The following is a 24,739-nucleotide window of genomic DNA, read 5'->3' on the forward strand; positions in this document are numbered from 1 at the left end:
GATGAAAGCCATTATTCTGCTCTTTGATAGTCTGAATAAACATTATCTGCCGCCCTACGGAGACGTTATTACCCAGGCGCCAAATTTCCAGCGTCTGGCGGCGCACGCGGTAACGTTTAATAACAGCTATGTCGGCAGTATGCCGTGTATGCCCGCCCGCCGTGAATTACACACCGGGCGGTACAACTTCCTCCATCGCGAATGGGGGCCGCTGGAGCCGTTTGACGACTCCATGCCGGAGTTGCTGAAAAAAGCGGGCGTGTATACGCACCTTATCAGCGATCATCTGCATTACTGGGAGGATGGCGGAGGTAATTACCATAATCGTTACAACTCGTGGGAGATCGTGCGCGGTCAGGAGGGCGATAGCTGGAAAGGGAGCGTTGCCGATCCGGTTATCCCGGAGGTGCTGCGCGTACCGCAGAAACAGACCGGCGGCGGCGTGTCCGGGCTCTGGCGCCAGGACTGGGTAAATCGTGATTATATCCGCGAAGAGGCCGATTTTCCGCAAACTCGCGTCTTTGCTGCCGGCTGCGAGTTTATCGAAAAAAACCATTCGCAAGATAACTGGCTGTTGCAGGTCGAAACCTTCGATCCGCATGAACCGTTTTACACCACCGAAGAATACCTCTCGCTGTATGAAGATCCGTGGGACGGGCCTCACTACGACTGGCCGCGCGGCAAGGTGGAGGAGAGCGCGGAGGCGGTAGAACATATTCGCTGCCGCTATCGTGCCCTGGTGTCCATGTGCGATCGCAATCTGGGCCGCATCCTTGACCTGATGGACAGTCACGATCTCTGGCGCGATACGATGCTGATCGTCGGTACCGACCATGGTTTTCTGCTGGGAGAACATGGCTGGTGGGCGAAAAATCAAATGCCGTACTACAACGAAGTGGCGAATAACCCGTTATTTATCTGGGATCCGCGCCACGCCAGGCGCGCAGAGCAGCGTGATTCGCTAGTGCAGATGATTGACTGGGCGCCGACTCTGCTGGAGTTCTTCAGGCAGCCCATTCCCGCAGACGTACAGGGGCAACCGCTAACGCCGGTTCTGCAAGATGACACGCCGGTGCGTGACGCCGCGCTGTTCGGCGTTTTCAGCGGCCACGTCAACGTCACGGACGGTCGCTACGTCTATATGCGCGCCGCGCTTCCCGGGCGTGAAAATGACATCGCGAATTACACCCTGATGCCGATTAAGATGAACACCCGCTTTGATGTGGCCGAGCTGCACGCCTTAACGCTGGCGCCTCCCTTCCGTTTTACTAAGGGCGTCAGTACATTGCGCATTCCGGCCACAGAGAAATATCAGGGGATTAATCGCACTGGCCATCTGCTGTTTGATTTATACACCGATCCGCAGCAGCTGAGCCCGATAAAGGATGACGCGATCGAAGCGCGTATGATTGCCCTGCTGGTGCGCCTGTTGCACGAGAGTGACGCGCCGGCAGAGCAGTTTGTCAGGCTGGGCTTAACCGGCTAGCCCATCCCCCAGAACAGCACCGCCAGTAGCTGCGGGGTGATGATGCGCAGAAACATCACCAGCGGATAAACCGTGGCGTAGGACAATGCCGCCGCGCCGCTGGTGGCGTGCAGGTTGTTGGCGAACGCCAGCGCGGGCGGATCGGTCATGGAACCGGCCAGCATGCCGCACAGCGTGAGATAGTTCATTTTAGCGAAGATACGTGCCAGTAATCCGACCGTTATCAGTGGGATAGCGGTAATAAATATGCCGTATCCTACCCAGCTCATCCCTTCGCCGTTGACCAGAGTATCGACAAAATCGCCGCCGGATTTCAGCCCCACCACTGCCAGAAACAGCACGATGCCTAACTCCCGCAGCGCCAGGTTAGCACTCGGCGGCATAAACCAGTAGAGCTTACCGATGGAGCCGATACGCCCGAGGATCAGCGCCATAATGAGCGGCCCGCCTGCCAGACCCAGCTTCAGTGCTACCGGGAAGCCGGGCACGTACAGGGGGATGGAGCCAAGCATGACGCCAAGCCCGACGCCGATAAAGACCGGCAGCATCTGCACCTGCTGGAGTTTTTGCTGGGCGTTGCCTACCATGTCCGCTACGGCATCAATGGATGAGGGACGCCCGACGAGGTTGAGAATATCACCGAATTGCAGGCTGGCATCCTGGCTGGCCACCAGTTCGACACCGGCGCGGTTAAGCCGGGAGATCACCACGTCATAACGCTCTTTAACCTGCAAATCGCGTATTTTCTTGCCCAAAACCTTCTCATTGGTCACGACCACCCGCTCCACGCGCATGTCCGTTCCACGGGTTGAGAGTGAGGTATCCACCTCCTGACCAATCACCAGCCGGGCATTGTTTAAATCCGCCGGTTGCCCAACCAGATGCAGGAGATCGCCGTGCTGAATGAGGGTGTCCGGTGAAGGCACCATCAGCGTTTCATCACGTTTCAGGCGGGAACAGATAATGGTCGCGCTGTTCAGAATGGGAACATCCTGTATCGCCATATTGTTCAGGTTGGGGTTTTCGACGCGAATGTTGATGGTTTTAATGAGCGCATGGCCGTTGGTCAGCGTGCTTTCATGCTCTTTTGCCTCCTGCTCGACGTTAACGCGGAACAGCACGCGCACCAGCCACATCGAGAGCAAAATACCGCAAATGCCAAACGGATAGGCCATGGCGTAGCTCATCCCCATCTGATCGACGACATCAGCAGGGATACCCAGATCGCGCAGAATTTGCTGGCCCGCCCCGAGCGCGGGCGTATTCGTGACGGCGCCGGAGAAGATGCCCAGCACGACGGGCAGCGGAATCGCGAAGAGTTTATGCAGAATGGCGGTAACCAGCCCACCCATCACGACGATGCCGAAGGCAAAGAGATTAAGGCGTAAACCGGAGACGCGCAGGGAAGCGAAGAAGCCCGGCCCCACCTGAATACCGATGGTATACACAAAGAGGATCAGGCCGAACTCCTGGATGAAATGCAGCATATCGGCGCTGAGCACCCACCCAAGCTGGTCGGCAAAATGGCCGACAAAAATCCCGCCGAACAGCACCCCGCCGATGCCAAATCCGACGCCGCGGATTTTGATATTCCCCAGCCATAGCCCCACTACCGCGACAAGGGCCAACACGCTAACGGTTAACGCGATATCACTCATGATCCACATCCTGTGTATAACCATAGTTATGCTAAGGATTCTCTCAGAGCTGACGGCGGTTGTATGGGCGATGGCGCACAAAAAAGCCCTGCCGGGGCAGGGCTTCATGGCATCTGTGAGCGAGTCGGGTGGCGGCTGCGCCTTACCCGACCTACAGGATCGGCAGGTTTGCCACCCGGCAAAAACGTGTATTAGCTGTTCAACGCCGGGCGTTCGCTAATGGCGATGCGCTGAGGCGCAATGGCTTCCGGCACGTTACGGGTGAGGTCAATGTTCAGCAGCCCGTTAGTGAACGTCGCGCCAGAAACTTCCATATGGTCTGCCAGGGTAAAGCTCAGGCTAAACGGCTGAGTGACAAGCCCCTGATGCAGCCATTTGGTCTCGGTGTCTGGTTTTTCCGGTGACCCTTTCACGGTCAGGCGCGTACCCTCCAGCTGGATGTCGAGATCTTCCTGGCGGAACCCGGCCAGCGCAAGCGTGATGCGGTAGTGGTTATCATCGCTTTTTTCGATGTTGTACGGTGGAAAGGTCTGCTGTTCGGTTGCGCTTTGCAGTGCGTTAGCCAGTTTGTCAAAACCTATCCACTGACGCAGCAGGGGGGATAAATCGTAGTTACGCATACTAAATCTCCTTCTGAGAAGCGAGTGCGGCACAGTTTAATTTTGTGCACAGTTGTACCTGCAAACCCTTGCGGATTCGCATATGCTCCCGTTACGGCAAGCAAGTTCGTGTGGGCCGCTCACGCGACCCGCGTAATTAGTTGATTTCGATACGACGCGGTTTTTTCTCTTCCGGAATCACACGTTCCAGTTCGATAAACAGCAGGCCGTTCACCAGGTTCGCGCCCTTGACGTGGATGTTCTCAGCCAGCTGGAACTTGCGCTCAAAGTTGCGCTCTGCGATGCCCTGGTAGAGGTAGGTTCGTTCTTTCTGCTCGGCCGTATGGGAGCCTTTCACCACCAGCAGATTGTCCTGCGCGGTGATCTCCAGTTCGCTCTCTGCGAAACCGGCAACAGCAATCGCAATGCGATAGTGGTTTTCGTCAACCAGTTCAACGTTGTAAGGAGGATAGCCGTTGCTCTGGCTCTGGTTGTTTTCTAAGTGGTTGAACAGACGATCGAAACCAATGGCAGAACGGTATAGCGGAGAGAGATCGAAATTACGCATGGATAAATGCTCCTGAAATCAGCGAGAAAATGTAGCCTTCCACCATGGACAGGCTTCTGCTTCCCCGAACACCCATCAGGCGTGTCCGTTATCGGGTTACATTCTTAAAATGGGTCTGGATACGGCCTTTTCAAGACTGTTGATGTGAGATTTTTTTGCACTTTGCTGGTTGTCGCATAGACTCAGGGGCACAGCACAAAGGGTTAAATTGCGATGACGACCACAGTGCGGGAGTTTTGAGCTATCCATTTTGGACGCGCCTCGCTATAACCCTGAGTTGCAGGTCAATGCCGTGCTACTAAAGATGACTGAGTGATGATGAGAAATGTTCTGATTAAGCTGGCGTCGTTCAGCGGGGTTGTTTTACTTTGCGGGTGTTCGAGCGTGATGTCGCACACCGGCGGTAAAGAAGGAACATATCCGGGGACGCGCGCCAGTGCCGCAATGATCTCTGATGATGAGACAAACTGGGGTACCAAATCTCTGGCGATTCTTGATATGCCGTTTACGGCGGTTGCCGATACGCTTCTGCTGCCGTGGGATATGTTCCGCACCGACAGCTCAGTGCGTTCGCGCGTTGAGAAAAGCGAGCAGGAAAAGCTGGCGACCAATTCCGTCATCCCGCCCGCAGAGATGCCTCCACGCTAATTCTGTGCGGTTTCCGTTAGCCACAGCTGGCGGAAACCGTCCTTCTCTTCCATCCATGCAATAAATCGTCCGTCCGGGGAAAACACCACAGCGTCAGCAGACGGCGGATTGCCGTGATCGGACGTCAAAAACGTCACCTCTCCGGTCTGCGCATCGCAGCAGGCAATACGGCCTGCAAGCACAAATCCCAGCCCGTTGCCGGAAGGATGCCAGTTAAAGGCCGACTGAATATCACGCTCAGTGTGGGTTAGCTGACGCGGCTCGCCGCCCTCAGGGGAGATAAGCCACAGCTGCACAACGGCGTTATCGTCCCGCATTAAAAACGCAATCTGCGTCCCCTGCGGATTGCTGCGCACCCAGTGGCGCGGTACGTTCACCAGCCCCGGATACGCCTTCTGATGGGTGAAGGTTAAGCGACGTTGCGTTACGCCCGCAGGCGGCGCGGGCATTGTATCAGGCGTTCCCTGCAACGGCGCATCGCCCGCCCGTTTCCAGCCCTGCTCGTCTTTGGGGAGATCGACAATAAACAGTTCGGGCACTTTCTCGCCTTTCGCAGACACCGTATCGCCGATAAACGCCAGCCTGTCGTTGCCCACCCAGCCCTCTTCATAGGCGCGGTTTACCTCATCGCTGCCCGGTTTCGGGTTCGGCGTTGTACGGCTTACCAGTACGCTCCAGAAGGTGCCGGCATATTCCCGCGGATGGTTCCCCTGTGGGTTTACTGGGCCAAAAGGCGCCGCCACCCCGACGTTACGCAAATCCAGCTGCGGATCGCGCGCGTGCAGCACATGGTCGTTGTAGGTAAAGCTGACGAACTGCCCGTTCGGGCTAAAAACGTGGACGTGGCTGCCGCCACGCAGCGCGCCTGCGGTGTAAGGCGCGGTGATATCCATCGCATCAAGATTGCTCACCTGACCATTGTGCGCAATCACCCCCTGACGATGGTGAAAATCATACTGCCAGTCTGCATCCGGGTTTTTCGGGCCGTGGATAAAAACATATTTTTCCTGCGCCGGATGAACGGTTACCACGCCGACATGCGCGCCGTCAGTCGCACGGTAGATCGCCTCAACCTCGCCCGTACTAACATTGACCCGCTCAATGGTTTCACCGGTAAACGACGCGCCGGACGGGCGGACATCATAGACAAGCCACTGGCTGTCTGGCGTCCAGGTGTTGATGTTGGTGAGCTGGTGGTTGCGGGAAGCGAAGGTGATTTGTTTCATGAAAATACCCTGATGCGCGGTTATCGCATCAGGGTAAAACATCCGAAGGGATTAGCCTACTCGTTTAACGTCGCCGACCAGCAGGATGTAGGAGAGCGCCCCGATCAGCGCCACGGCAGAGATATACACCAGAGCCGGACCAAAGCCGTAGTCCTGCGCCAGGTAACCGATGACCAGCGGTACGGTGATCCCGCCCAGGCCGCCAACGAAGTTAAACACGCCACCAGTCAGGCCGATCAGACGCATCGGCGCCAGGGACGACACCAGCGACCAGGTGATGGAGGCAAAACCGTTTCCGAAGAACGCTACCGCCATCAGGGTCATGATCCACACCGGATCGTTGGTGTAGTTCGCTCCCATGATGCAGGTAGAGATCAGCAGTCCGCAGATAATCGGCGTTTTACGCGCAACGCCCAGCGAGAAACCTTTTTTCACCAGCTTATCCGCCAGCCAGCCCGAGAGCAGGACGCCGAAAAACGCCGCAAGGAAGGGTACGGTGGTCATAAAGCCCGCCTTCAGCGCGGTAATACCTTTTTCCTGGGTCAGATAGTTCGGGAACCAGGTGAGGAAGAACCACAGCGTGGAGGTCACCGCGAACTGTCCCAGATACACGCCCACCAGCTTACGGTGGAAGACCAGCTTCCAGTCCGCTCTGGTCAGCGGCTGGCGCGCCTCTTTTTTCACGGGCGCATCGCCATCCACCAGGCCACCGCCGTCGCGGATGTAGTCCAGTTCGGCTTTGGTGATGCTTTTGGTCAGGCGCGGCGGCTGATAAACCTTAAACCAGATGAGCGACCAGATAATGCCGATCCCGCCGGTGACGATAAACACCCAGTGCCAGCTCAGCAGCTCCTGGATCCAGATTAACAGCGGCGTCAGAAACGCCAGACCAACAAACTGCCCGGAGGTGTAAAAACCAACAGCGGAAGCGCGTTCGTGTTCAGGGAACCAGCTGGTCACCATGCGGTTGTTGGTCGGAAACGCCGGCGCTTCAAACACCCCGGTGATGGCGCGCAGGCCAATCAGCGACATCAGCCCGGTCGCGAAGCCCTGGAACAGGGTCGCCACGGACCAGCCAAAAATAGCAATAAAGTAGGTCAGACGTGAACCCACGCGGTCAAGGAACCAGCCACCGGGGATCTGACAGAGCGTATACAGCCAGGCAAACGCCGAGAAGACGTAGCCCATTTCCGCTTTGGTGATGCCAAACTCTTCCTGAATATGAGCCGATGCCACGGCAAGGTTGGCGCGGTCGACATAACAGATGACCACGGTAATAAAGATCATGATCAGCGTCAGGTAACGACGACGCCCGGTTTTTGCAGCAGTAACTGGAATATCCATCGCAATCTGTCTCCAGATTTTGGGCATAGCGAAGCCGCTCACCATGCCCTGTAATTTACAGAGGGTTATATTTTTTCTATGTACGTTTTTTTTGCCCGGTGGCGCTTCGCTTACCGGGCCTACGAGAGAGTAGGCCGGATAAGCGTAGCGCCATCCGGCGATTTACCACTCGGCTACGGAACCGTCTTCATGACGCCACAGTGGGTTACGCCAGTCCGGCGCACTTTTACTCAGCTCAATGACTTTAGCTTCGTCGATCTCCACGCCAAGGCCCGGCTTCGTTAACGGTTTAAAGAAACCACCTTCCATGCTGAAGTCTTCTTTGTTTTTCACAAAGTCGAGCAGCTCCGCGCCCTTGTTATAGTGAATGCCCATGCTTTGTTCCTGGAACACCGCATTGCGGGAGACGAAGTCGACGTGCAGGCAGGCCGCCAGCGCAATCGGCCCAAGCGGACAGTGCGGCGCCAGCGCCACATCGTAGGCTTCTGCCATTCCGGCAATTTTGTAGCATTCGGTGATGCCGCCCGCGTGGGAGAGGTCCGGTTGCAGGATCGCAATGCCGCCCGCTTCCAGCACGCGTTTAAACTCGAAGCGCGAGAACATGCGTTCCCCCGCCGCGATGGGAATGTGCGTCTGTTCAGCCAGTTTCGGATAGTATTCCGCCTGCTCGGCCAGCACCGGCTCTTCGATAAACAGCGGGCGATACGGCTCCAGCTCTTTAATCAGCACTTTGGCCATTGGCGCGCTGACGCGGCCGTGGAAATCCAGACCAAACTCAATCTCGTTGCCGAAGGCTTCACGGATTTGCGCCACGGTATTCACCGCCCGGTCTACCGCGCGCGAGTTGTCGATAACGCCCATCTCTTCGCAGCCGTTGAGTTTGAAGGTGTCAAAACCGATGTTGCGCAGTTGCCGGATACCGTCGATCACTTCCGCAGGGCGGTCACCGCCCACCCAGCTGTAGGCTTTGATTTTGTCGCGCACCAGGCCGCCCATTAATTGCCAGACCGGGGCATTGAGCACTTTGCCTTTGATATCCCACAGCGCCTGATCAATACCGGCGATGGCGCTCATCAGAATCGGCCCCCCGCGGTAGAAGCCCGCGCGGTACATCACCTGCCACAGGTCGTTGATGCGTGCCGGATCCTGGCCAATCAGGTATTCGCCCAGCTCGTGCACCGCGGCTTCAACGGTGCGCGCACGGCCTTCAATCACCGGCTCGCCCCAGCCAACCACGCCTTCGTCGGTTTCGATTTTCAGGAACATCCAACGCGGGGGTAAACGGTACGTGGTGAGTTTGGTTATTTTCATTGCACTGCCTCTCGATACGCTTTCACAAATGCTGCCGCCTGCTGTGCGGTACGCTCAACGGGCTGACCGGCATGATAGAGATCGCTGCCCAGCCCCGCGCCCACACAGCCCGCGCTCATCCACTGGCCCAGGTTTTCCGGCGTGACGCCGCCCACGGCAAAGACCGGCACGCTGGCGGGTAAGACCGCTTTCAGCGCTTTGATGTAATCCGGACCAAAGGCCGACGACGGGAAAATTTTGAGAGACTGTGCGCCCGCATCGAGGGCGGCAAAGGCTTCTGTGGCCGTGGCGCAACCCGGGCAGACGGTCATGCCGTAATCCACCGCCCGGCGGATCACCTCGGGGTTGATATTTGGTGTGACGATAAGCTTGCAGCCCATCTTCGCCAGTTCATCCACCTGCTCCGGCTGTAATACGGTGCCAGCGCCAATCAGCGCCTTATCACCAAACGCCTTCACAATTGCCGGAATGCTTTTTTCCCACTCCGGGGAGTTGAGCGGGATTTCCACCGCGTCGAACCCGGCGTCGATCACCGCGCCAACGTGCGCTAAGGCCTCACCGGGCGTGATACCGCGCAAAATCGCGATCAGGGGAAGTTCAGTTTGCCACTGCATGAGCGATGCTCCTTATGCCTGCCTGAAATGCCGTGTCGCCTTCCACCGCAGCAACATCCCGTCCGATAGCGTGGAACGCCTGGCGGTAACGAGACGTCAGCGATGAACCCGCGACGAGCGTGATGGCCTGCTGCCCGGCGAACGCGTCGCTCAGAGTGGCGACTTCTGCGCCAATCAGCAGGCCGGACAGAAATTCGCTGACCTGTTCGCGCGGAAGATTTCCCAGCACGTGCGAGGCGCGAACCTCAAAAAGTTGCGGCAAAACGGCAGGGGATGCGATCCCGCGCTCAAGCCCGGCGGCAAACGCTTCCGGCGAAGGGGTCTGCTCCGGCAAACCGGCCCCCACCAGCGAATGCTTAAGCAGCAAGTGGTGCAGTTCGCCGGTCATCACGGTGCGGAAATCATGAATTTGCTCAGCATCCGCCTGGACCCATTTGCAGTGCGTCCCGGGCATGACGTAGACAGAAGAAGGAGAAAGGGTGCGCGCCCCGAGCAGCTGCGTCTCTTCGCCGCGCATCACATTATGGTTATCGTCGCGAGAGACGCATAAACCGGGAATAATCCAGACATTGTCGCAAACGGACGTTAACTGCTCGCCAACGGCGGTGAAATGCACCGGAACTGACAGGTAAGGCGCGACCTTCCACCCCACGTTACTGCCGACCATTCCGGCCATCACCACTGGCGTAGTACCGTCGCGCCAGTTTTGTGTCACTTCTGCTAACACCGCTGCGGGGGATTTACCGTTCAGGCGCGTCACACCTGCTTCTGATTGCCTGCTTTCCAGGCACTGCTCACCCTGGTAGAGCCAGGCGCGCAGATTGGTCGATCCCCAGTCAATTGCGATGTAGCGTGATGTCATGTGATTTCCTTCAGCCTTCGTGTCGAGCTGGCGATCATGGTCAGCGCCGCCTGCTCTGCCGCATCGCCGTCCTGATGCCGTATCGCATCGAACAGCGCTTTATGTTCCTGAAGCGTTTTCGGCATGTTGGCCTCATCGCCCATCCAGGTACGTTCAAATACTGCTCGCTGTAGCGAGCTGATCGCCACGCTAAGCTGCTGTAAAACCGGGTTATGCACCGACTGCAATACCGCTTCGTGGTAACGAATGTCCGCTTCGTTGAACGCCTCCCGATTCTGGTTATTGGCGATCATGTCGTTTAAAGCCGACTCAATCTGTGCCAGGTCACCTGACGTTGCGCGCTCTGCCGCCCAGCGGGCGATGGCCGGTTCCACCAGATTTCGGACTTCGCTCATCGCGCCGATGAGCCGTGGGTCGTAGTCGTTTTCCAGCACCCATTGCAGAACATCGGTATCGAGGTAGTTCCACTGGTTACGCGGCGCCACAAACGCGCCGCGATAGCGCTTCATTTCAATCAGCCGCTTCGCCATCAGCGAGCGGAACACTTCCCGAATGATGTTGCGCGAGGTTTCAAACTCCTCGCACAGTTCCGCCTCTGCTGGCAGCGGCGAACCGGGAACGTATTTGCCACCCACAATCTGAGTGCCCAGCGTGATGACAATGCGATCGGTTTTATTGAGTGTCATGGAGAGTCCTTGTGCTCTGTAAGTCCATCACTACTTTACCGCGACCGCTGAATTTCGCCTCACTTTTGCAGTACAAACGTGAGGCCTTTCGTCTTTGCCGTGGTGACAATGTAGTACAATCAGTTAATGTTGTACTACAATCCAGATCACAAAAAGAACAATTTGATAAATTCAGGGCCAAAAAAAGCCCCGGTTAATAACCGGGGCTAATCTTTCAAAGCACTTGTTACGACAGAACGAATTTCTCGATCGCCCAGGCAACGCCGTCTTCCAGGTTAGATTTGGTCACGAAGTTCGCCACTTCTTTTACCGACGGGATGGCGTTATCCATCGCCACGCCCATGCCCGCATATTCGATCATCGCAATATCGTTTTCCTGGTCGCCCAGCGCCATGATCTCCTCAGGCTTGATGCCCAGCGCATCGGCAAGCGATTTGACGCCCGTGCCTTTATTGACGCGTTTATCAAGGATTTCGAGGAAGTACGGCGCACTTTTCAGCACGGTGTATTTCTCTTTTACCTCAGCCGGAATGCGTGAAATGGCTTTGTCGAGGATCGCGGGTTCGTCGATCATCATTACTTTCAGGAACTGGGTTGCCGGGTCCATGTTTTCCGCTTCGCAGAACACCAGTGGAATGGTTGCAACGTAGGACTCGTGCACCGTGTAGTAGCTGATATCGCGGTTGGCGGTGTAAAGCGTATTGCGATCGAGCGCGTGGAAGTGAGAGCCCACGTCGCGGGAGAGTTTTTCCAGGAAAAGGTAGTCATCATAGCTCAGTGCAGTTTGCGCCACCGTGCTGCCATCGGCTGCCTTTTGCACCAGCGCGCCGTTATAGGTGATGCAGTAATCGCCAGGCTGGTTCATGTGCAGCTCTTTCAGGTAACTGTGCACCCCGGCATACGGGCGTCCGGTGGTGAGCACCACGTTCACGCCTTTTTCGCGTGCGGCGGCGATCGCATTTTTAACGGCAGGAGAGATAGTGTGGTCCGGCAGCAGCAGCGTGCCGTCCATATCGATTGCAATGAGTTTGATGGCCATGGGGTCCCCGGGATAAATGAGTGCTACCTCATGCTAACGCGATTAAGCACACAAAAATAGAGCTACCTTGCGCAACAAAAAGCCCCTTTTACGTTTATCCCGGGAACGGGAACTCACTCGCGGGTGAGAACGATTTTGCCAAACGCACCGCGATCCAGATGTTCAAGCGCCTGTTCCAGCTCGTCAAAGCGGTAGCGATGCTCAATCACCGGTTTTAACTCCGTGACATCAACAGCACGGACAAAATCTTCCAGCGCCCGGCGGTGTCCAACCCCAATCCCCTGAATGACGGGAGATTTCAGCAACAGCTCGCTTGCAGGCAGAGAAATTTCTGTCCCGGCCAGCACGCCAATGACCGATATCCGCCCATGAACGGCAACGGCGCGCAGGGAATGTCTCAGGTTCTCCCCACCCACCGTTTCGATAATATGGTCGATGCCGCGATCCTGCGTCAGTGCCAGCGTATTTTCAGCCCAGTCGCCTTTCAGTCGGTTGATGCCCTGGCTGGCCCCCAGCTTTTTGGCCCGCGCCAGTTTTTCATCACTCCCCGACGTAACAATAACTTCTGCGCCGTGCGCTTTTGCTATCTGCAAAGCGAATAGCGCCACACCGCCCGTCCCTTGTACCAGCACCGATTGCCCGGCGCGTAAATGACCGCGCTCCACCAGCGCGAACCATGCGGTAAGCCCCGCGCAAGGAAGCGTGCTGGCCTCAGCGTCATCCAGGCTTTCCGGGGACGCCACCAGCGCGTTTTCACTCACAATCACATATTCGGCCAGCATGCCCTGGAAGTATCCACCGGACGTTTTATAGGGCAAATCGCGCGCGTCTGCCTGCGGCTTGCCGTCGATCCATTCCGGGAAGAAGGTTGAGATGACGCGTGCGCCGGGCTTGAAACGCGTAACGCCTTCGCCGATGCTGTCCACCACGCCTGCCATGTCAGATGCTGGGGTAAACGGGAAGGAAAGCGGAATCGGCATCGTGCCTTCAATCACCATTTTATCCCGGTAGTTGAGCGCAACGGCATTAACCCTTACGCGAACCTCCCCCGGGCCTGGCTGTGGAACAGGCTCCTGAACGAGCCTGAGGCTTTCACGACCAAGGGCATCCATTGACCAGCGTTGCATTGTTTCAGTCATTTTTTTCTCCTGTCATCAGATGATTTTCAGTTCTGACAGTCTACCGTTGACTCAGCGTCGCCAGTGGCGATAAGTTTTCCCTTCATTGATGACCAAATTGACACAATCCGTCCATGACCGATACGCTGAAAGATATTCCCGTTTTCGTTGCCTCCGTTGAGGCAGGAAGTTTTGCCCAGGCCGCCGTCCGTCTGCATTTGTCGCGCTCGGCGGTAGGAAAAAGTATTGCTCGTCTTGAAGAGAGGCTGGGGGTTCGTCTGTTTCATCGGACCACCCGCAGTCAGAGGCTGACCGATAACGGCGCGCTTTTTTATGAACGCTGCCTGCGCGCGCTGGAGGAGATCCGTGGCGCTGAATCGCAGCTTGAAACCGGAAAACATCAGGTCAGCGGTCGGCTGCGTGTTGCCGTGCCGGTGCTGTTTGGTCGCCAGTGTATCGCCCCGCTGCTAATAGAGCTGGCGCAGGAGCATCCCGGGCTTGAGCTTGAAATGTCCTTCAGCGACCGCGTCGTGGATCTCGTGGAAGAAGGGTTTGATATGGCGGTGCGCAATGGCGCTCTGGCTGACAGCAGCGTGCTGGTCGCCAGAAGGCTGGGGGAGCACCGGATGGTGCTGTGCGCCGCGCCGGATTATCTGCTTAAGAATGGCCAGCCGCAAACCGTTGATGATTTACGCCAGCATACGGCCATTAACTACACGCGTGCGGGCAGAGTCCTACCCTGGCAGCTGATGGATTACGATGGCACGTCGCGCACGTTTATTCCCCGCTCATCGCTCAATATGGATGATTTGCAGGCGATCTGCGACGCGGCGCTGGCCGGCCACGGCCTTGCATGGTTACCCTGCTGGATGGTCATTAAAGAAATTCAGCAGGGAGATCTTGTCCCGCTCTTAAAGCAGGCCCCGGATGTACGCTTCGACGTTCATGCCGTCTGGCAGCAGACGCCACACCTGCCGCTAAGGGTAAGAATTGCCATAGATATGCTGGTCAAACGTTTACCGGCAGTGATGTCGCTGGAGTTTCCTGCGTCCATAAAAAAGCCGCGCTGAAGCGCGGCCAGTTATGCTGTCGTAAAGCGACGATTAAATATCGATATTCGCCGCCTTCAGGGCGTTCTCTTCGATGAAGGCGCGACGTGGTTCAACCGCATCGCCCATCAGGGTCGTGAACAGCTGATCCGCTGCGATTGCGTCTTTAACGGTGACGCGCAACATGCGACGGCTTTCCGGATCCATGGTGGTTTCCCACAGCTGATCCGGGTTCATTTCGCCCAGGCCTTTATAACGCTGAATAGAGAGACCACGACGGGACTCTTTTACCAGCCACTCCAGCGCCTGTTCGAAGCTGGCTACCGGCTGACGACGTTCGCCACGTTCGATAAACGCATCGTCTTCGATCAGACCGCGCAGCTTCTCGCCGAGGGTGCAGATACGGCGGTATTCCGGACCGGTCACAAATTCGTGCTCCAGCGGGTAGTCGGTATCGACGCCGTGGGTACGCACGCGGACGATCGGCTCGAACTGCTGCTCAGCGTTCTGCTGGACGTCGAACTTCCACTGGCTGCCATGCTGCTCTTTCTCGTTCAGCTCGCTCACCAGGGTGTTCACCCAGCGGGTGACGGTCTGCTCGTTGCTCAGATCGGCTTCGGTCAGGGTCGGCTGGTAAATCAGCTCTTTCAGCAGCGCTTTCGGATAGCGACGCTCCATACGGCCAATCATTTTCTGCGTGGCGTTGAACTCGGAGACCAGACGCTCCAGCGGCTCACCGGCCAGCGCTGGCGCGCTGGAATTTGCGTGCAGGGTCGCACCATCAAGGGCGATCGCGATTTGGTACTGATCCATCGCGTCGTCATCTTTAATGTACTGTTCCTGCTTGCCTTTCTTCACTTTGTACAGCGGCGGCTGGGCAATGTAGACGTGGCCGCGCTCAACGATTTCCGGCATCTGACGATAGAAGAAGGTCAACAGCAGCGTACGAATGTGCGAGCCGTCGACGTCCGCATCGGTCATGATGATGATGCTGTGATAGCGCAGTTTGTCCGGGTTGTACTCGTCGCGACCAATGCCGCAGCCGAGCGCGGTGATGAGCGTCGCCACTTCCTGAGAAGAGAGCATCTTGTCGAAGCGCGCTTTCTCAACGTTAAGGATTTTACCCTTCAGCGGCAGAATCGCCTGGTTCTTGCGGTTACGGCCCTGCTTCGCAGAACCGCCCGCGGAGTCCCCTTCCACAAGGTACAGTTCAGACAGCGCCGGGTCGCGTTCCTGACAGTCAGCCAGTTTGCCCGGCAGGCCTGCCAGGTCCAGCGCGCCTTTACGACGGGTCATTTCACGCGCTTTACGCGCCGCTTCACGGGCACGCGCCGCATCGATAATTTTACCCACCACGATTTTCGCGTCGGACGGGTTTTCCAGCAGGTATTCGCTCAGCAGTTCGTTCATCTGCTGTTCAACCGCCGATTTCACCTCAGAAGAGACCAGCTTGTCTTTGGTCTGTGAGGAGAACTTCGGATCCGGCACCTTCACGGAGACCACGGCAATCAGGCCTTCACGTGCATCGTCACCGGTGGCGCTGACTTTCGCTTTTTTGCTGTAGCCTTCTTTGTCCATGTAGGCGTTCAGGGTTCGGGTCATCGCCGCGCGGAAGCCCGCCAGGTGCGTACCGCCATCGCGTTGTGGAATGTTGTTGGTGAAGCAGTAGATGTTTTCCTGGAAACCGTCGTTCCACTGCAAGGCCACTTCCACGCCGATACCGTCTTTTTCAGTAGAGAAGTAGAAGATATTCGGGTGAATTGGCGTTTTGTTCTTGTTCAGATACTCAACGAACGCCTTGATACCACCTTCGTAATGGAAGTGGTCTTCTTTGTTGTCGCGTTTGTCGCGCAGACGAATCGACACGCCGGAGTTCAGGAACGACAGTTCACGCAGGCGTTTCGCCAGAATGTCGTACTCGAATTCGGTGACGTTGGTGAAGGTTTCGAGGCTCGGCCAGAAACGCACCATGGTACCGGTTTTATCGGTATCACCCGTGACGGCCAGCGGAGCGTCAGGCACGCCGTGCTGATAGATCTGACGGTGAATTTTGCCTTCGCGCTGGATAACCAGCTCCAGCTTCTGCGACAGGGCGTTAACCACGGAGACGCCTACGCCGTGCAGACCGCCGGAAACTTTATAGGAGTTATCATCGAACTTACCGCCTGCGTGCAGAACGGTCATGATGACTTCCGCAGCAGATACGCCCTCTTCCGGGTGAATACCGGTTGGGATACCACGACCGTCATCGGTAACGGACACGGAGTTGTCCGCATGGATCGTGACCACGATGTCTTTACAGTGACCCGCGAGCGCTTCGTCGATAGCGTTATCTACCACCTCGAATACCATGTGGTGCAGACCGGTGCCGTCATCCGTGTCGCCGATATACATACCCGGGCGCTTACGCACCGCATCCAGCCCTTTCAGGACTTTGATACTGGAGGAGTCATAAGAATTCGACATCAACGTTTCTCGCTCATTTCAACTTGGGTTAATCCGTTATTTTACCCTTTTCCACGGTAAACATCTTCGAATTTTCGTCCGACATGTCTATAACGTGTTCAGCGCTAATGGCGCTGACGAAAACCTGCGACTGCGTGGCTTTTAAGCGGCTGGCAAGCAGCCCGCGCCGCGCGTCGTCAAGTTCCGAGGCAAAATCATCTATCAGGTACAGGCAGCGTCGCCCGCTCTCTCGAGTGAGGAACTCCCCCTGCGCCAGGCGCAGCGCGCACATCAGGAGCTTCAGCTGCCCGCGCGACAGCGTGTCTTCCACCGGCGCACCGTCGGCACGAATGCGGAAATCCGCCTTGTGCGGGCCGTGCGCGGTGTAGGTCAACATGCGATCGCGCTCGAAGCTTCTCTCTAACACCTCGGCATAATCCGTCTCTTTTTCCCAGCCACGCTGAAAAGAGAAGGTGAGAGAGAACTCGGGTAAAAACTGTTTGCAGGTGTCGGCCATGTCTTCGGCGATACCTGCGCTGTATTCGGCACGCCAGCGGCTGATTTGTTCCGCAAGAGGGATGAGTTCCATGTCCCACGGACGCAGCTGAGCGTAGCGCGTGACCTGGCGCAATGCGGCGTTACGCTGTTTAAGCAGACGCTTCAGGTTGCTCCAGGCGTTAAAGAAACCGGCTTCATTGTGAAAGCATCCCCAGTCGAGGAACGCTCTTCTGTATTTGGGGCCGCCGTTGAGTAAAGTAAACCCCTCGGGCGTAATCAGCTGCATCGGCATCAGCAGCGCCAGCTCCGCCACTTTGTGGCCATCGGTGCCGTCGATGCGCACCTTGCTGTCGCCCTGCTTGTCTTTGGTCAGGCCGATGGCGGTTTCCCGCTCTGCGCCCTGCAAACGCCCGTGCAGAACAAAAGATTCCTGCTCGTGGCGAATCACGCGACCAATCTGCAAACTGCGAAACGCCCGGCCGTGGCCGAGCGTATAGATGGCTTCCAGCACGCTGGTTTTGCCGCTGCCGTTCGCGCCAACCAGGAAGTTAAAGCCAGGGGATAAAGCGAGATCCGCGCTTTCAATATTGCGAAAGTCGCGGATCAACAGACGGGTGAGCGACATTACAGTCTCATTGGCATGACAACATAAGCAGCCGACTGTGATGCGGCATCTTCAATCTGTACGCTCGAAACGGAGTCAGTCAGCAGGATGCGAACGTTCTCGCATTTCAGTGCATTCAGCACATCCAGCACATAGCTGACGTTGAAGCCGATTTCCATCTCAGCCCCGGCGTAGGTGACGTCCAGAATCTCTTCTGCCTCTTCCTGCTCCGGGTTGTTGGCGGTGATTTTGATCTGGTTTTCACTCACGTACAGACGTACGCCGCGGAATTTCTCGTTGGAGAGAATAGCGGCACGCGCGAACGCCTGCTTGAGGATGTCGCAACCCGCCTCCAGCGTTTTATCCGGGTTCTTCGGCAATACGCGGCGATAATCCGGGAAACGACCGTCTACCAGCTTCGATGTGAAGACAAAATCGCCCACGTGGGCACGAATATTGTTGCTGCCGATCTGCACGCGCAGCGGCGTTTCACCGCCGTCGAGCATACGCATCAGTTCAATTACGCCTTTACGCGGTACGATCACCGAATGGTTTGGCAGTGAATCGCCAATCGGCATGGAACAAACCGCCAGACGGTGACCGTCGGTCGCCACGGTACGCAGCTCTTCACCTTCGGTTTCGAACAGCATGCCGTTTAAGTAGTAACGAACGTCCTGATGCGCCATGGAGAACTGCGTGGCTTCAATCAGACGCTTCATCGTCGCCTGCGGCAGGGTAAATTCAACTTCGCTCTGCCAGTCATCCAGGTTCGGGAAGTCCGCAGCGGGCAGCGTGGAGAGGGAGAAACGGCTACGGCCAGAGCGCACCAGCATGCGGTCGCCCTCCAGCTGCACGGCGATTTCAGCGCCTTCCGGCAGCCCACGGCAAATATCAAAGAATTTACGTGCCGGAACCGTGGTCGCGCCCGCGTCGTGCGGCTGAGTCAGCGTAACGCGCGCGATCATTTCCATTTCCAGATCTGTGCCGGTCAGCGACAGCGTACCGTCCGCGACCTGAAGCAGCAGGTTTCCAAGAATAGGCAGCGTAGGGCGGCCGCCTAATGGGCCACTCACCTGTTGCAGCGGTTTTAATAAATGTTCACGTTCAACGGTAAATTTCATAGCGTCACGATGATAATGTTCTGATTAAATTGGAAAAATCTTCTTTTATGTCGTGGCTTTCTTCGCGTAACTGCTCGATCTTGCGACAGGCGTGCAGCACGGTCGTATGGTCACGGCCACCAAACGCATCACCGATTTCCGGCAGGCTGTGGTTGGTTAGCTCTTTTGCCAGCGCCATCGCCATCTGACGCGGACGCGCCACCGAGCGGGAACGACGTTTAGACAGTAAATCTGCCACTTTGATCTTGTAGTACTCAGCCACCGTCTTCTGAATATTGTCGATAGTGACCAGTTTTTCCTGCAAAGCCAATAAATCGCGCAGCGCTTCACGCACAAAATCGATGGTGATCGCCCGACCGGTGAAGTTGGCGTTGGCGATAACGCGGTTCAGCGCCCCTTCCAGCTCACGCACGTTGGAACGCAGGCGCTTGGCAATGAAGAACGCCACTTCACCCGGCAGGCGAATGTCGTTCTCGTCGGCTTTTTTCATCAGGATCGCGACGCGGGTTTCCAGCTCCGGCGGCTCGATCGCCACGGTCAGGCCCCAGCCGAAGCGGGATTTGAGACGATCTTCAACGCCGTTGATCTCTTTTGGATAACGATCCGAGGTCAGAATGATCTGCTGATTGCCTTCCAGCAGGGCGTTAAAGGTATGGAAAAACTCTTCCTGCGATCGTTCTTTATTGGCAAAGAACTGAATGTCATCGATCAGCAGCGCATCAACGGAACGGTAGTAGCGTTTAAACTCTTCGATCGCATTGTTTTGCAGGGCTTTTACCATGTCCTGAACGAAGCGTTCGGAGTGCATATACACCACTTTGGCATTGGGCTTACGCGCCATAATGCCGTTGCCCACCGCATGCAGCAGGTGCGTTTTACCGAGACCCGTGCCGCCATACAGAAACAGCGGGTTGTAAGCGCCACCGGGGTTATCGGCTACCTGGCGAGCCGCCGCGCGCGCCAGCTGGTTCGACTTACCTTCAACGAAGTTATCGAACGTGTGTTTCACGTTAACGTTAGAGCGGTAGGTAGGCTCAGCGGGGGCCGGAACGTTATCCCAGCCCTGACGAGCCGGTGCAACGCGAGGCGCTGGCGCGGGCGCCGCCTGTGCAGGGGCTGCCACATTGACAACTTCACGAACGGTTTGGGTGACCGGCTTTGTGCCCACTTCAAAACGCAACTGTGGGGCATCTGACCCGCAGAAATCGTTCAGCAGTCCATTGATGTTATTAAGGTATTTATCCCTTACCCAATCGAGCACGAAACGGTTTGGCGCATACAAAGCCAGCGTGTTATCGCTCAGTTCCGCCTGCAACGGGCGGATCCACATACTGAATTCTGTGGCTGGTAACTCATCCTGCAATCGGGCAAGACACTGCTGCCAAAGCGAAAGTGACACGGCGGACTCCACTCGAACAATAAAAGAAAACTATTGAATATTCATGATTGTTGGCGCACATCGACATGACCCTGTGCAAAAGGGTGATGTGCGAACCGCTATCTGCGGTTATACCCGGCCTGGATCGCTGGATCCCGATCGGGACCGCGGATCATAGCCTAAACTGAGCCAGAGATCTTCTGTTTCTCACAGATTCTTCCCGATTTATCCACAGGAAGATCCGGAATCGGGTAAGTGTAAACGATCCTGACGCGAGTGCCTCGCGATTTAGGCCGCATATTGGAAAATTTAATGAGTACAGACAATTTTTGGCTTAAATGATCTAACGAAGATCCGGGACGATCCTTGCGCTTTGTTGGCGAGCCCGTATAATCCTCGACCCGGCGCGTGATGCTCATCTTCCTGCGTCGTCCGTTGCTCATTTTCCACGCGAAATCGTGCGGAAATACGCGGGAAATAAGGAAAGAGAATTGACTCCGGAGTGTACAATTATTACAATCCGGCCTCTTTAATCACCCACGGCTTCGGCGTCCGTCATTCGAAACTCGGTCGGGCATCCGCAAAAGTCATGAATTTTTTCAAGTTTAGGTAGAAATCGCCATGAAACGCACTTTTCAACCGTCTGTACTGAAGCGCAACCGTTCTCACGGCTTCCGTGCTCGTATGGCTACTAAAAATGGTCGTCAGGTTCTGGCACGTCGTCGTGCTAAAGGCCGCGCTCGTCTGACCGTTTCCAAGTAATAAAGCTAACCCCTGAGTGGTTAAGCTCGCATTTCCCAGGGAGTTACGTTTGTTAACTCCCACTCATTTCACTTTCGTCTTCCAGCAGCCACAACGGGCTGGCACGCCGCAAATCACCATCCTCGGCCGCCAAAATTCGCTGGGGCATCCCCGCATCGGTCTCACAGTCGCCAAGAAAAACGTTAAGCGTGCGCATGAACGCAACCGGATTAAACGTCTGACGCGCGAAAGCTTCCGTTTACGTCAGCACGAACTGCCTTCAATGGATTTCGTGGTGGTGGCTAAAAAAGGGGTTGCCGACCTCGATAACCGTGCTCTCTCGGAAGCGTTGGAAAAATTATGGCGCCGCCACTGTCGCCTGGCTCGCGGGTCCTGATAGCCCTCATTCGGGTCTATCAACGCCTGATTAGTCCGCTACTCGGGCCACACTGTCGTTTCACGCCAACATGCTCAAGCTACGGAATTGAGGCATTGCGCAGGTTTGGAGTGATAAAAGGCAGTTGGTTGACGGTGAAACGCGTATTAAAATGCCACCCTTTACACCCAGGTGGAGACGACCCCGTCCCTCCAGGACCTTTTGATACCAGAGAACACTAACGATGGATTCGCAACGCAATCTTCTTATCATCGCTTTGTTGTTCGTGTCTTTCATGATCTGGCAGGCATGGGAGCAGGATAAAAATCCTCAACCCCAGCAGCAGACCACGCAGACCACGACCACCGCAGCGGGTAGCGCCGCCGACCAGGGCGTACCGGCCAGTGGCCAGGGGAAACAGATTACGGTTAAGACCGATGTGCTTGAGCTGACTATCAACACCCGTGGTGGTGATGTTGAGCAGGCGCTGCTGTTGACCTACCCGAAAGAGCTGAAGTCTACCGAACCGTTCCAGTTACTGGAAACCACGCCTGAATTTATCTACCAGGCGCAGAGCGGCCTGACCGGTCGTGATGGCCCGGATAACCCGGCTAACGGTGCGCGTCCACTGTATAACGTCGAGAATGACACGTTTGTGCTGGCTGATGGTCAGAACGAACTGGTTATCCCGATGACCTACACCGACGCGGCAGGCAACACCTTCACCAAAACCTTCACCCTGAAACGCGGTGAGTATGCGGTGAACGTGGGCTACAGCGTACAGAACGCCGGTGCGAAACCGCTGGAAATCTCTACCTTTGGTCAGCTGAAGCAGTCCATCAATCTGCCGTCTCACCGTGATACCGGAAGCAGCAACTTTGCGCTGCATACCTTCCGTGGCGCGGCTTACTCCACGCCAGATACCAAGTACGAGAAATACAAATTCGACACCATTGCCGATAACGAAAACCTGAACGTCAGCTCTAAAGGCGGTTGGGTCGCAATGCTGCAACAGTATTTCGCGACGGCGTGGGTACCGAATAACGACGGTACGAACAACTTCTACACCGCGAACCTCGGCAACGGTATTGCAGCCATCGGCTACAAATCTCAGCCAGTTCTGGTGCAGCCGGGTCAAACCGGTAAACTGGCAAGCACCCTGTGGGTCGGCCCGGAAATCCAGGACAAAATGGCTGCCGTTGCGCCGCACCTGGATCTGACCGTCGATTACGGTTGGTTGTGGTTCATCTCTCAGCCGCTGTTTAAGCTGCTGAAGTTCATCCACAGCTTCCTGGGTAACTGGGGCTTCTCCATCATCGTTATCACCTTTATCGTTCGTGGCATCATGTACCCGCTGACTAAAGCGCAGTACACCTCCATGGCGAAGATGCGTATGCTACAGCCGAAGATTCAGGCTATGCGTGAGCGTCTGGGCGATGACAAACAGCGTCAGAGCCAGGAGATGATGGCCCTGTATAAAGCAGAGAAAGTAAACCCACTGGGTGGTTGCTTCCCGCTGCTGATTCAGATGCCAATCTTCCTTGCGCTGTACTACATGCTGATGGGTTCCGTTGAGCTGCGCCACGCGCCGTTCGCCCTGTGGATCCATGACCTGTCCGCACAGGACCCGTACTACATCCTGCCGATCCTGATGGGCGTGACGATGTTCTTCATTCAGAAGATGTCGCCGACCACCGTGACCGACCCGATGCAGCAGAAGATCATGACCTTTATGCCGGTCATCTTCACCGTGTTCTTCCTGTGGTTCCCGTCAGGTCTGGTGCTGTACTATATCGTCAGCAACCTGGTGACCATCATCCAGCAGCAGCTGATTTACCGTGGTCTGGAAAAACGTGGCCTGCATAGCCGCGAAAAGAAAAAGTCCTGATTCGGTAAGTTAACGTTAAAATAAGGGCGGTCGATTGACCGCCTTTTTTATTTGTATTGAACGAGAGCAACCATGAGCCATAACGACACTATCGTCGCCCAGGCAACCCCACCGGGACGCGGTGGTGTAGGCATTCTGCGCATCTCCGGCCTGAAGGCGCGTGAGGTGGCCGAAGCGGTGCTGGGTAAACTGCCAAAGCCGCGCTACGCTGATTATCTGCCGTTTAAGGATGCCGACGGCACACCGCTGGACCAGGGCATCGCGCTGTGGTTCCCCGGCCCAAACTCCTTCACCGGCGAAGACGTGCTGGAGCTTCAGGGTCACGGCGGCCCGGTGATCCTCGACCTGCTGTTAAAACGTATTCTGACCCTGCCTGGCCTGCGCATTGCGAAGCCGGGTGAGTTCTCCGAGCGTGCTTTCCTCAACGATAAGCTCGACCTGGCGCAGGCCGAGGCGATTGCCGACCTGATCGACGCCAGTTCCGAACAGGCAGCCCGCTCCGCGCTGAACTCGTTGCAGGGGGCATTTTCCGCACGCGTGAATCACCTTGTGGAAGCACTTACTCACCTGCGAATCTATGTCGAAGCGGCTATCGACTTCCCGGACGAGGAGATCGACTTCCTCTCAGACGGTAAAATTGAAGCTCAGCTCAACCAGGTGATGAACGATCTCGATGCCGTTCGCGCCGAAGCGCGCCAGGGCAGCCTGCTGCGTGAAGGGATGAAGGTGGTGATTGCTGGTCGCCCTAATGCCGGAAAATCGAGCCTGCTGAACGCCCTGGCGGGCCGTGAAGCGGCGATCGTGACCGACATAGCCGGTACCACCCGCGATGTCCTGCGCGAGCATATCCATATCGACGGCATGCCGCTGCACATCATTGATACCGCTGGCCTGCGCGATGCGAGCGATGAAGTCGAGCGTATCGGTATCGAACGCGCCTGGCAGGAGATCGAGCAGGCCGACCGTGTGCTGTTTATGGTGGACGGCACCACAACCGACGCCGTTGACCCGGCTGAAATCTGGCCAGACTTTATCGCCCGTCTCCCGGCAAAACTGCCGATCACCGTGGTGCGCAATAAGGCCGACGTGACCGGCGAAACGCTGGGCATCAGCGATGTGAATGGTCACTCACTGATTCGCCTGTCAGCCCGTACCGGAGAAGGCGTGGAAGCCCTGCGTAGCCATCTCAAACAGAGCATGGGCTTCGACACCAGCATGGAGGGCGGCTTCCTGGCGCGTCGTCGTCACTTGCAGGCGCTGGAAGAGGCGGCTCGCCACCTTGAGCAGGGTAAAGCCCAGCTGATCGGCGCGTGGGCCGGTGAACTGCTGGCGGAAGAGCTGCGTCTGGCGCAGCAGAATTTGAGCGAGATCACCGGGGAGTTTACGTCGGACGATCTGCTGGGCCGGATATTCTCGAGCTTCTGTATTGGTAAATGACGCCGGGTTCATAAACGCCCACTAACCTGCATTAACTTCCTGT

23 protein-coding genes and 1 other annotated feature are annotated in these 24,739 nt (G+C 56.5%); of the genes, 8 read left to right on the forward strand and 15 right to left on the reverse strand.

Annotated elements, in window-relative coordinates; genetic code table 11:
- Position 1 precedes the first annotated feature (1 nt).
- The gene (locus SK50_RS01380) at positions 2–1,486 is read left to right on the forward strand and encodes a sulfatase (RefSeq protein WP_047642270.1); all 1,485 of its coding nucleotides are present in this window, start codon (positions 2–4) and stop codon (positions 1,484–1,486) included.
- Here the strand turns inward: SK50_RS01380 and SK50_RS01385 are convergent.
- The 3 genes from SK50_RS01385 to ibpA all read right to left on the reverse strand — a co-directional run bounded on the left by SK50_RS01385 (position 1,483) and on the right by ibpA (position 4,311).
- Positions 1,483–3,144, reverse strand: a complete 1,662-nt coding sequence (locus SK50_RS01385) for a putative transporter (RefSeq protein ID WP_017694020.1) — start codon at positions 3,142–3,144, stop codon at positions 1,483–1,485. The genes SK50_RS01380 and SK50_RS01385 overlap by 4 nt on opposite strands.
- A 191-nt stretch (positions 3,145–3,335) precedes the next feature.
- The gene (gene ibpB, locus SK50_RS01390; protein WP_015570126.1) at positions 3,336–3,764 is read right to left on the reverse strand and encodes a small heat shock chaperone IbpB; all 429 of its coding nucleotides are present in this window, start codon (positions 3,762–3,764) and stop codon (positions 3,336–3,338) included.
- Positions 3,765–3,900: 136 nt separating this feature from the next.
- Positions 3,901–4,311, reverse strand: a complete 411-nt coding sequence (ibpA, locus tag SK50_RS01395) for a small heat shock chaperone IbpA (protein ID WP_006177605.1) — start codon at positions 4,309–4,311, stop codon at positions 3,901–3,903.
- Positions 4,305–4,379: a sequence feature (ROSE (Repression Of Heat Shock gene Expression) occurs in the 5'-region of heat shock genes and acts as an RNA thermometer to modulate expression.), on the reverse strand. (Overlaps the previous gene by 7 nt.)
- 247 nt (positions 4,380–4,626) lie before the next feature.
- Between ibpA and SK50_RS01400 the strand changes: the two genes are divergently transcribed.
- Positions 4,627–4,959: a YceK/YidQ family lipoprotein gene (locus SK50_RS01400; protein ID WP_017383693.1), complete on the forward strand. Its 333-nt coding sequence runs from the start codon at positions 4,627–4,629 to the stop codon at positions 4,957–4,959.
- On the opposite strand, the gene SK50_RS01405 is transcribed toward SK50_RS01400, so the two are convergent.
- The 8 genes from SK50_RS01405 to SK50_RS01440 all read right to left on the reverse strand — a co-directional run bounded on the left by SK50_RS01405 (position 4,956) and on the right by SK50_RS01440 (position 13,180).
- On the reverse strand, positions 4,956–6,185 hold the full coding sequence (locus SK50_RS01405; protein WP_074172745.1) for a DUF3748 domain-containing protein: 1,230 nt from the start codon (positions 6,183–6,185) through the stop codon (positions 4,956–4,958). The two genes, SK50_RS01400 and SK50_RS01405, sit on opposite strands and share 4 nt — an antisense overlap.
- A gap of 51 nt (positions 6,186–6,236) precedes the next feature.
- Positions 6,237–7,574 carry an MFS transporter gene (locus SK50_RS01410; RefSeq protein ID WP_015570129.1) on the reverse strand — a complete coding sequence of 446 codons (1,338 nt, stop codon included), beginning with the start codon at positions 7,572–7,574 and terminating at the stop codon, positions 6,237–6,239.
- A 117-nt stretch (positions 7,575–7,691) separates the two neighbouring features.
- Positions 7,692–8,840, reverse strand: coding sequence for a galactonate dehydratase (gene dgoD / locus SK50_RS01415; RefSeq protein WP_003861103.1), 1,149 nt, complete (start codon positions 8,838–8,840; stop codon positions 7,692–7,694).
- Positions 8,837–9,454 (reverse strand): 2-dehydro-3-deoxy-6-phosphogalactonate aldolase, encoded by a 618-nt coding sequence (locus tag SK50_RS01420; RefSeq protein WP_045343932.1) that lies wholly within the window; start codon positions 9,452–9,454, stop codon positions 8,837–8,839. The genes dgoD and SK50_RS01420 overlap by 4 nt, the downstream gene beginning before the upstream one ends.
- Positions 9,438–10,316, reverse strand: coding sequence for a 2-dehydro-3-deoxygalactonokinase (locus SK50_RS01425; RefSeq protein WP_045343933.1), 879 nt, complete (start codon positions 10,314–10,316; stop codon positions 9,438–9,440). The genes SK50_RS01420 and SK50_RS01425 overlap by 17 nt, the downstream gene beginning before the upstream one ends.
- Positions 10,313–11,002 (reverse strand): D-galactonate utilization transcriptional regulator DgoR, encoded by a 690-nt coding sequence (gene dgoR / locus SK50_RS01430; protein WP_003861109.1) that lies wholly within the window; start codon positions 11,000–11,002, stop codon positions 10,313–10,315. The genes SK50_RS01425 and dgoR overlap by 4 nt, the downstream gene beginning before the upstream one ends.
- A 226-nt stretch (positions 11,003–11,228) precedes the next feature.
- The gene (gene yidA / locus SK50_RS01435; RefSeq protein WP_017694026.1) at positions 11,229–12,041 is read right to left on the reverse strand and encodes a sugar-phosphatase; all 813 of its coding nucleotides are present in this window, start codon (positions 12,039–12,041) and stop codon (positions 11,229–11,231) included.
- A gap of 113 nt (positions 12,042–12,154) precedes the next feature.
- The gene (locus SK50_RS01440; protein ID WP_017694027.1) at positions 12,155–13,180 is read right to left on the reverse strand and encodes a zinc-dependent alcohol dehydrogenase family protein; all 1,026 of its coding nucleotides are present in this window, start codon (positions 13,178–13,180) and stop codon (positions 12,155–12,157) included.
- A gap of 113 nt (positions 13,181–13,293) precedes the next feature.
- Between SK50_RS01440 and SK50_RS01445 the strand changes: the two genes are divergently transcribed.
- Positions 13,294–14,229 (forward strand): LysR family transcriptional regulator, encoded by a 936-nt coding sequence (locus SK50_RS01445; RefSeq protein WP_017694028.1) that lies wholly within the window; start codon positions 13,294–13,296, stop codon positions 14,227–14,229.
- A gap of 33 nt (positions 14,230–14,262) precedes the next feature.
- On the opposite strand, the gene gyrB is transcribed toward SK50_RS01445, so the two are convergent.
- The 4 genes from gyrB to dnaA are packed head-to-tail and all read right to left on the reverse strand — an operon-like array spanning position 14,263 to position 20,275.
- Entirely contained in the window at positions 14,263–16,674 is a 2,412-nt protein-coding gene (gene gyrB, locus SK50_RS01450; protein ID WP_006808766.1) for a DNA topoisomerase (ATP-hydrolyzing) subunit B, read from the reverse strand.
- A gap of 28 nt (positions 16,675–16,702) precedes the next feature.
- Positions 16,703–17,776 carry a DNA replication/repair protein RecF gene (gene recF, locus SK50_RS01455; protein ID WP_000060091.1) on the reverse strand — a complete coding sequence of 358 codons (1,074 nt, stop codon included), beginning with the start codon at positions 17,774–17,776 and terminating at the stop codon, positions 16,703–16,705.
- The gene (gene dnaN / locus SK50_RS01460; RefSeq protein WP_015570134.1) at positions 17,776–18,876 is read right to left on the reverse strand and encodes a DNA polymerase III subunit beta; all 1,101 of its coding nucleotides are present in this window, start codon (positions 18,874–18,876) and stop codon (positions 17,776–17,778) included. Before dnaN ends, recF begins: the two co-directional genes overlap by 1 nt.
- Before the next feature lie 4 nt (positions 18,877–18,880).
- Positions 18,881–20,275 carry a chromosomal replication initiator protein DnaA gene (gene dnaA, locus SK50_RS01465; protein WP_003861124.1) on the reverse strand — a complete coding sequence of 465 codons (1,395 nt, stop codon included), beginning with the start codon at positions 20,273–20,275 and terminating at the stop codon, positions 18,881–18,883.
- A gap of 600 nt (positions 20,276–20,875) precedes the next feature.
- On the opposite strand from dnaA, the gene rpmH reads away from it, so the two are divergent.
- The 5 genes from rpmH to mnmE all read left to right on the forward strand — a co-directional run bounded on the left by rpmH (position 20,876) and on the right by mnmE (position 24,696).
- Complete coding sequence (rpmH, locus tag SK50_RS01470; protein ID WP_000831330.1) at positions 20,876–21,016, forward strand: 50S ribosomal protein L34; 141 nt, start codon at positions 20,876–20,878, stop codon at positions 21,014–21,016.
- Between the two features lie 16 nt (positions 21,017–21,032).
- Positions 21,033–21,392 carry a ribonuclease P protein component gene (gene rnpA, locus SK50_RS01475; RefSeq protein ID WP_003861126.1) on the forward strand — a complete coding sequence of 120 codons (360 nt, stop codon included), beginning with the start codon at positions 21,033–21,035 and terminating at the stop codon, positions 21,390–21,392.
- Positions 21,356–21,613 (forward strand): membrane protein insertion efficiency factor YidD, encoded by a 258-nt coding sequence (gene yidD, locus SK50_RS22965; protein ID WP_001307474.1) that lies wholly within the window; start codon positions 21,356–21,358, stop codon positions 21,611–21,613. Before rnpA ends, yidD begins: the two co-directional genes overlap by 37 nt.
- Before the next feature lie 2 nt (positions 21,614–21,615).
- A complete protein-coding gene (gene yidC / locus SK50_RS01480) occupies positions 21,616–23,259 on the forward strand; it encodes a membrane protein insertase YidC (RefSeq protein WP_003861138.1) in 1,644 nt (547 codons plus the stop codon).
- 72 nt (positions 23,260–23,331) lie between these two features.
- Positions 23,332–24,696 (forward strand): tRNA uridine-5-carboxymethylaminomethyl(34) synthesis GTPase MnmE, encoded by a 1,365-nt coding sequence (mnmE, locus tag SK50_RS01485; RefSeq protein WP_015570136.1) that lies wholly within the window; start codon positions 23,332–23,334, stop codon positions 24,694–24,696.
- The last annotated feature ends 43 nt before the right edge of the window (positions 24,697–24,739 follow it).

It is taken from the genome of Enterobacter sp. BWH64, assembly GCF_001037645.1.
In the GTDB taxonomy this organism is placed as follows: Bacteria; Pseudomonadota; Gammaproteobacteria; order Enterobacterales; family Enterobacteriaceae; genus Enterobacter; species Enterobacter hormaechei_C.

Bases quoted from the DNA above. Each gene is read 5' to 3' on its own strand.
- mnmE (WP_015570136.1), top strand. From the start codon at position 23,332: ATGAGCCATAACGACACTATCGTCGCCCAGGCAACCCCACCGGGACGC.
- SK50_RS01405 (WP_074172745.1), bottom strand. From the start codon at position 6,185: ATGAAACAAATCACCTTCGCTTCCCGCAACCACCAGCTCACCAACATC.
- gyrB (WP_006808766.1), bottom strand. From the start codon at position 16,674: ATGTCGAATTCTTATGACTCCTCCAGTATCAAAGTCCTGAAAGGGCTG.
- recF (WP_000060091.1), bottom strand. From the start codon at position 17,776: ATGTCGCTCACCCGTCTGTTGATCCGCGACTTTCGCAATATTGAAAGC.
- dgoD (WP_003861103.1), bottom strand. From the start codon at position 8,840: ATGAAAATAACCAAACTCACCACGTACCGTTTACCCCCGCGTTGGATG.
- dnaN (WP_015570134.1), bottom strand. From the start codon at position 18,876: ATGAAATTTACCGTTGAACGTGAACATTTATTAAAACCGCTGCAACAG.
- SK50_RS01440 (WP_017694027.1), bottom strand. From the start codon at position 13,180: ATGACTGAAACAATGCAACGCTGGTCAATGGATGCCCTTGGTCGTGAA.
- SK50_RS01445 (WP_017694028.1), top strand. From the start codon at position 13,294: ATGACCGATACGCTGAAAGATATTCCCGTTTTCGTTGCCTCCGTTGAG.
- SK50_RS01425 (WP_045343933.1), bottom strand. From the start codon at position 10,316: ATGACATCACGCTACATCGCAATTGACTGGGGATCGACCAATCTGCGC.
- dgoR (WP_003861109.1), bottom strand. From the start codon at position 11,002: ATGACACTCAATAAAACCGATCGCATTGTCATCACGCTGGGCACTCAG.
- SK50_RS01385 (WP_017694020.1), bottom strand. From the start codon at position 3,144: ATGAGTGATATCGCGTTAACCGTTAGCGTGTTGGCCCTTGTCGCGGTA.
- SK50_RS01400 (WP_017383693.1), top strand. From the start codon at position 4,627: ATGATGAGAAATGTTCTGATTAAGCTGGCGTCGTTCAGCGGGGTTGTT.
- SK50_RS01420 (WP_045343932.1), bottom strand. From the start codon at position 9,454: ATGCAGTGGCAAACTGAACTTCCCCTGATCGCGATTTTGCGCGGTATC.
- yidA (WP_017694026.1), bottom strand. From the start codon at position 12,041: ATGGCCATCAAACTCATTGCAATCGATATGGACGGCACGCTGCTGCTG.
- ibpB (WP_015570126.1), bottom strand. From the start codon at position 3,764: ATGCGTAACTACGATTTATCCCCCCTGCTGCGTCAGTGGATAGGTTTT.
- yidD (WP_001307474.1), top strand. From the start codon at position 21,356: ATGGCGCCGCCACTGTCGCCTGGCTCGCGGGTCCTGATAGCCCTCATT.
- SK50_RS01380 (WP_047642270.1), top strand. From the start codon at position 2: ATGAAAGCCATTATTCTGCTCTTTGATAGTCTGAATAAACATTATCTG.
- rpmH (WP_000831330.1), top strand. From the start codon at position 20,876: ATGAAACGCACTTTTCAACCGTCTGTACTGAAGCGCAACCGTTCTCAC.
- yidC (WP_003861138.1), top strand. From the start codon at position 21,616: ATGGATTCGCAACGCAATCTTCTTATCATCGCTTTGTTGTTCGTGTCT.
- ibpA (WP_006177605.1), bottom strand. From the start codon at position 4,311: ATGCGTAATTTCGATCTCTCTCCGCTATACCGTTCTGCCATTGGTTTC.
- SK50_RS01410 (WP_015570129.1), bottom strand. From the start codon at position 7,574: ATGGTGAGCGGCTTCGCTATGCCCAAAATCTGGAGACAGATTGCGATG.